This is a genomic window from Streptomyces sp. NPDC047515 (assembly GCF_040643055.1).
Classification (GTDB): domain Bacteria; phylum Actinomycetota; class Actinomycetes; order Streptomycetales; family Streptomycetaceae; genus Streptomyces.
Genome location: NZ_JBEYTM010000072.1, coordinates 22,445 through 28,665 on the forward strand (window position 1 = coordinate 22,445; position 6,221 = coordinate 28,665).

A 6,221-nucleotide genomic window follows, 5' to 3' on the forward strand; every position below is an offset into this window, starting at 1 on the left:
CACTCGCGGTTGCACCGTGGCGGTACGCCACGGTGTGCGGGGGTCAGCGGTGGCGTCCCCGGCCGAACTCGCCGCCCGCGTCCTTGCCACCGATGTCCTTGTCGCCGATGCCCTTGCTGTCGGCGTAGTCGATCTGCTCCTTGCGGAGTTCGGCGGAGATCTCCTTCTGCTCGGTCACCCTCTTGGTCTCCATGCGGACCCGTTCGACCGGCACCGTCTCCTTGCGCATCGTGGCACGTTCGGCATGCAGGGTGACCTCGACATCCTGCTCACGGATGTCCGAGCGCCCCGCCGCCGCCCTTTCGCCGGGCTGCAGGGGTTCACGAATCACCCGCACCTCTTCGTGCGTCACCGGAACCGTCCTGGTGACGTTCTCGGTGACGACGTACTTGTGCAGGCGGGCCTTGCCGCTCTCGTACTCCTCGGTGCCGACGAGCAGTTGCTCCTCGGAGCGGATCAGCTCCTCCTTGCCGCCCAGGTCGGCGGCGGACCGCTCGGAACCCGCCCCGGCGCCGACGAGGGGACGGGCCGTGCCGGCCGTCCCGGCGTCGCCGCGCGCGCCCGTACCGGTGCCCGCGCCGGCCAGGCCGCTCGTCCGCGACGTGGTGGCCCGGGGGGTGCCGGGTGCCGGGGTCCCGGCGTCGCCCCTGGCCCCGGCTCCGGCGGCTCCTGCCGCGCCCATGGCCGTGGTGCCGGTCCCGGACGTCGTCCTCCCGGTGTCCGCACGGCCACTGAGCCTGGCGGTGGTGTTTCTGGCCAGGCCGTAATGGCGGTAGAGCTCTTCCTCCTCCGCGACCGACAGATGCGCGTCCGCGTCCACCCGGGGGGCTTCCTTGACGCGGTCCTTCGGATGCGAGATGTGCAGGTCGGAGCCCACACGACGAGCCCCCGCAAGAGGCACGAAACTCTCCTTCATGCCGAACAGGCCGGTCTTCACCGTGATCCAGTCCGGGCGGCCGGTGTTGTCGTCGACATACACCCGGCCCACACTGCCGATCTTCTCGCCGGTGTTGTCGTACACCGTCAGGCCGTCGAGCTCTCCGGAATCCGTGAAACCGTCAGCGGCTCCCATGACCGATCCTCCTCGCCTGGGCGCGTCCTGTGGCTGGGTCCATCAGGGGAGGCGCGTCCGATTTCCATCGCGCCTCACCCGGATGGACGCTGCAACCTCCCCACCTGCGGAGCCCGTCCCCCGCATGCTCGGCGCCTCGGCGCTGGCCGCCCGTCACGGTGGTGCGCACGCCGCTCCCGTGTTAGGCCAATCGGGTGGGTGTGGAGGCGTGGTGGGCATGCGCTGTGCGCGCCACCCACGCGGCGGCCGGACATGCGTCGAGGCACCGCACGTTTCCGGGCGACCGCGGACGGTCGACCCGATACCCGGCGTCCGCGCGTCGCGCCGGGCGTGCCGCCGCACCGCGAATCCGCGCAGTGCCCGGTGTGCCGCCGCATGACGCTACCGAGCAGGGCCCCGTTCGCATACCGAGGTGTCCCCGTTGAGGCAACACCCCTTCCCGTCGACGGCATCGCCCCTAGGATCGGCGTAATCGAACGTGTTGCCGCCCCATCGCCCTCGGGTACCGCCCACCGGCCGACGACCTCAGGAGAGTCCCCGTTGACCAGCACCCCGTACCGCATGGACCCGGCCGGCGGCTGCCCGCACGCGGACAACGCCGGGCTGCTCGCCCGAGGGGCCGTGGCATCCGTCGTGCTTCCGGGCGACGTGGCCGGGATGGCGGTCCTCGGGCACGAGGCGCTCAAGGAGTTCCTCGCCCACCCCGACGTGGCCAAGGACGCACGCCACTTCACCGAGCTGGCCGAGGGACGCATCCCCGACGGCTGGCCGCTGAAGACATTCGCGACCGTGCGCGGCATGACGACGGCCGACGGCGAGGACCACCGGCGGCTGCGCTCACTGGTCGGCAAGGCGTTCACCGCACGGCGGGTGGAAGCACTGCGGCCGCGGATCGAGACCGTCACCGCCGAACTGCTCGACGGCGTCGACCGTGCCGCCGAGGACGACGGCACGGTCGATCTGCGCGCCCGGTTCGCCCTGCCGCTGCCGATGGGCGTCATCTGCGACCTCCTCGGGGTCGACGCCCGGTACCAGGACCGGCTGCACCGCCTTTCGAGCCAGGTGGTCGCGACCGACACCGGCCCCGAGCAGGCGATCGCCGCCAACAGGGAGCTGGTGGCCCTGCTCGCAGCGGTCGCCGCCGCCCGCGCGGAGCAGCCGGGCGACGATCTGACCAGCGCCCTGATCGCCGCCCGTGACGAAGGCGGTGGCCGACTCGGTCAGCAGGAGCTCATCGGCACTCTGCTCCTGATGATCGTCGCGGGACACGAGACGACGCTGAACCTCGTCACCAACGCCGTACGGGCCCTGTGCACCCACCCCGACCAGCTCGGCCTGGTGAGGTCCGGCCGGGCGCGGTGGGCCGACGTGGTGGAGGAGACACTGCGCTGGGACAGCCCGGTCAGCTACTTCCCGTTCCGCTATCCGACCCGTGACCTCACCATCGGGGGGACTGTCGTCCCCCAGGGCACACCCGTGCTCGCCGGATACTCGGCCGCCGGTCGGGACAAGGCCGCGCACGGGCCCGATGCGGACCTCTTCGACGTGACCAGACCGGCCAGGGCGACCGCGGCCCGGCATCTCTCGCTGGGCCACGGACCGCACTACTGCCTGGGAGCGCCGCTCGCCCGGATGGAAGCCACGATCGCCCTGGAACAACTGTTCACCCGCTTCCCGGAGCTGGACCTCGCCGTCTCCGGCACGGAACTGCCCCGGCACACCGGGTTCGTCGGCAACAGCACGGGGACCCTGCCGGTACGGCTCCGGCCCGCCACCGCGCCCGTCGCGGGCTGACGACCCCGCACACATCCGTGTGGCACGAGGAACCACACCGACGGCTCACCGGAGCACCGCACGGACACCGGCGCCGCGGCCGAAGCCCCTGCCCGTGCCACCGGCACATATGATCGACCGGCCGACTGCCGACCTCGTCCTGCCGCGCCACCGGGGGTGCCTCATCCGTTCCGTACGAATCCGGCTGCCCCAACAGCGGGGTGAACTGCTTGCCCGGCACGAGGAGGGTCAAGACCTTCACCATCTGGTGTGGCGGCTGGGGCCGGGCTGGCGGGTGTGCAGCAGCGCCGTGCTCGGCGGCGGCATCGGCCCCCGCGCCTGGATCCTCAACGCCCAGGTGCCCGGCGGCTATCCCCGTCTCGATCCCGACCGCCACCTCGCCGAGATCGCTGCGGCGGAACACCTCGCGGGGCCCGGTGCGGGGCTGATGACGGCAGCGGATGTCACCGCGTACACCATCGCGGCCGACGAGGGGGTGACGGCGACCGCCACGTGCGGACTCGGCGTACGCGGCTGGGCCGCCGCCCCGGCCGAGGGCACCGGGGAACCGCCCCGGCCGGGCACGGTCAACATCGTCGTCACCCTCCCGGTGGCCCTCTCCGACGCCGCACTCGTCAACGCGGTCGCCACGGCCACCGAGGCCAAGGTCCAGGCACTCCTGGACGCGGGACTCGACTGCTCCGGCACCCCCACCGACGCCGTGTGCGTCGCCGCCCCCTGCCCGGGACCCGCCCCGGGGGAGGCCTTCGCCGGGCCGCGCTCCCGCTGGGGCGCGCGACTCGCCAGGGCCGTGCACGTTGCCGTCCTCGAGGGCGCGCTGAGGCAATCCTGAGAACCCACCGCGCCGCGACCGCGTAGGCGCGGCCGACGAAGGGAGTCCTCTCGTGAACCCGAGCGCCGCCGAAACCGCACGGAAACGGCCGACCGTCGCCGTCCTCGGTACCGGAATCATGGGATCGGGCATGGCCCGGAGCCTGCTCCGGGCCGGACTCGACGTCCGTGCCTGGAACCGCACGCAGGCCAAGGCGGCCCCGCTCGCCGCCGACGGCGCCACGGTGACGGAGACGGCGGAGGAAGCCGTGCGCGGCGCCGATGTCATCCTCGCCATGCTCCGCGACGGCCCGGCCGTCGCCGCCGCACTCACCGCCGCGTCACCCGGCCTGCACACGGGGCAGGTACTGCTCCAGAGCTCGACGGTCGGGCCCGAGGCCACCGACGATCTCGTCCGGCGCGCGGCGGACCTGGGCCTGACCTATCTCGACGCACCGGTCGCCGGCACCAAACAGCCTGCGGAACAAGGCACGTTGACGGTCCTCGTCTCCGGTCCGTCCGCCGTCCGGGAGACCGTGGAACCCGTGCTGGACGCGGTCGGAGAGCGCACGGTCTGGGTCGCCGAGGTCCCGGGAGCGGCCTCGCGGCTGAAACTCGTGGTCAACACCTGGGTGATCAACCTGGTCAACAGCGTCGCGGAATGCCTCAACCTGGCCGAGGGCCTGGAGATCGATCCCCGGACTTTCCTCGATGCCATGAGGGGCGGCGCGTTGGACTCCCCGTACCTCCAGGGCAAGTCGGCCGCCGTCCTCACCGGTGACCTCACCCCGAGCTTCACCCTGTCCACGGCCCTCAAGGACACCCGCCTCATCCTGGCCGCCGCCGAGGCATCGGGTGTGCGGCTGGACCTGGTCGCCGCTTCGGCCGACCGTTTCGTGCGTGCCGAGGCGGCGGGGCACGGCGGCGAGGACATGATCGCCACCTTCTACGCGGGCCGGGCACAGGGGAAGGACAGCGGCTGACCCCACCTCGGCCGGCTCGTCCCGCGCACAGGTGCGGGGACGTACGAAGGCGGGCTGTCGACCGTCGGGTGGGTACGCCCGACTTCATCCGGCCGCGACGTACGAGGGCGACGTACGGGCATGGATGCCGGGCCGGGGCAGTCAGGCGGTCTCCCGCTCGGCATCAGCCGTAGACCGCGTCCGGCCATGTCATTCCTCGACGAACATCCCGCTGCGGAGCTTCAGCAGAATCCTGCTGATCAGTCGTGACACATGCATCTGCGAGATGCCGAGCTCCGCGCCGATCTGCGACTGGGTCATCTCCTGACCGAAACGCATGTCGATGATGCGGCGCTCACGGTCGTCGAGATCGCCCAGCAGCGGCGCGAGCGTATGCAGGTTCTCGACCGTCTCCATCGCGGGATCGGGTGCGCCCAGGACATCGGCGAAGGTGCGCCCCGGTGCCTTGCGCCGCCCCGTGTCCGCCGGATCGGCCGGTACGTCCAGCGAACCCGCGGTGTACCCGTTGGCCGCCACGATCCCCTCGGTGACCTCGTCCTCGCTGAGCCCCAGCTGCTCGGCCAGCTCCGGGACGGTGGGGTCGCGGTCGAGTTCCGCGGACAGGGAATCCCTCGTCCTGGCGATGTCGACCCGCAATTCCTGGAGCCTGCGCGGCACGTGCACCGCCCAGCTGGTGTCGCGGAAGAACCGTTTGATCTCACCGGTGATGTACGGGACCGCGAAGGAGGTGAACTCGACCTCGCGGGAGAGATCGAACCGGTCGATGGCCTTGATCAGCCCGATGGTGCCGACCTGGACGATGTCCTCCATGTCTCCGCCGCCCCGGTGCCGGAACCGCCCCGCGGCGAACCGGACGAGGGAGAGGTTCATCTCGATGAGGGTATTGCGCGCGTACTGGTGAGCGGCAGTGCCCTCCCCCAGGACCTGGAGGCGTTCGAAGAACAGCCGGGACAGATCCCGCGCGTCGGCCGGGGCGACCTTTCCCGCGTCCTCGATCCACGGCAGCTCGCCGGTGTCGGCGGCAAGCTCCGAGATCTCTCCGGCGCCCGGGGCCCGTCCCGGGCCCACGCAGCTGTCGAACGGCTTGACTGCCGGTGTCGACCGTGCACCCTCCGCTCGCTCCGCACCGGCAGTCCGCGCAGTGTGCGCCGTCATTTCGTCACGCTCCCCGGGTCGTAGGTGAGGTGTATGCGCCTGCCCCCGACGGAGGTTCTCATGCGAAATGGCGGGAGTTGATCAGGTCACACGGCATCAATGGCCGGGAACCGTTGTGATGGTCCGTCAAATCCGTGCGGGCGGTGCCGCGCCGGACAATGCGGCCGCCCCACCGGTACGGGGGAGCCCGGTGGGGCGGCTACCTCCAGATTGCCACAGTCGGCGGCGCGTCGGGGGGCGACCGACGTATATCCGCCGGTGGTTGAGCCGAAATCGATGGCTCGGCCCGGCCACGGACCGGGGAACGGACGCCTCAGACCCGAATCCGCAGGTAGGGGCGTGCTCGCGGGCCGTCAGCGGTCAACTCGCTTAATCTGGGTTGTTTTTGGGTTTCCGGCATGTCGGTG

The 6,221-nt window shown here is 71.5% G+C and carries 5 protein-coding genes; 3 read left to right on the top strand and 2 right to left on the bottom strand.

Annotation, left to right across the window (positions count from 1 at the left end):
• Window positions 1–43: 43 nt before the first annotated feature.
• Window positions 44–1,072: a PRC and DUF2382 domain-containing protein gene (locus tag ABZ826_RS34710; RefSeq protein ID WP_361457640.1), complete on the bottom strand. Its 1,029-nt coding sequence runs from the start codon at window positions 1,070–1,072 to the stop codon at window positions 44–46.
• 561 nt (window positions 1,073–1,633) lie between these two features.
• Here ABZ826_RS34710 and ABZ826_RS34715 point away from each other — a divergent pair.
• From ABZ826_RS34715 to ABZ826_RS34725, 3 genes are all read left to right on the top strand, one after another.
• Window positions 1,634–2,866 (top strand): cytochrome P450, encoded by a 1,233-nt coding sequence (locus ABZ826_RS34715; RefSeq protein WP_361457649.1) that lies wholly within the window; start codon window positions 1,634–1,636, stop codon window positions 2,864–2,866.
• A 109-nt stretch (window positions 2,867–2,975) separates the two neighbouring features.
• Window positions 2,976–3,698, top strand: coding sequence for an adenosylcobinamide amidohydrolase (locus tag ABZ826_RS34720; RefSeq protein WP_361457652.1), 723 nt, complete (start codon window positions 2,976–2,978; stop codon window positions 3,696–3,698).
• Between the two features lie 52 nt (window positions 3,699–3,750).
• Entirely contained in the window at window positions 3,751–4,659 is a 909-nt protein-coding gene (locus ABZ826_RS34725) for an NAD(P)-dependent oxidoreductase (protein WP_361457643.1), read from the top strand.
• A gap of 189 nt (window positions 4,660–4,848) precedes the next feature.
• Here ABZ826_RS34725 and ABZ826_RS34730 read toward each other — a convergent pair whose 3' ends face one another.
• Complete coding sequence (locus tag ABZ826_RS34730) at window positions 4,849–5,814, bottom strand: RNA polymerase sigma factor SigF (protein ID WP_361457646.1); 966 nt, start codon at window positions 5,812–5,814, stop codon at window positions 4,849–4,851.
• Between the last annotated feature and the right edge of the window lie 407 nt (window positions 5,815–6,221).

Coding starts and splice junctions, on each gene's coding strand:
- ABZ826_RS34715 (WP_361457649.1), top strand. CDS start 1,634: ATGGACCCGGCCGGCGGCTGCCCGCACGCGGACAACGCCGGGCTGCTC.
- ABZ826_RS34720 (WP_361457652.1), top strand. CDS start 2,976: ATGATCGACCGGCCGACTGCCGACCTCGTCCTGCCGCGCCACCGGGGG.
- ABZ826_RS34710 (WP_361457640.1), bottom strand. CDS start 1,072: ATGGGAGCCGCTGACGGTTTCACGGATTCCGGAGAGCTCGACGGCCTG.
- ABZ826_RS34730 (WP_361457646.1), bottom strand. CDS start 5,814: ATGACGGCGCACACTGCGCGGACTGCCGGTGCGGAGCGAGCGGAGGGT.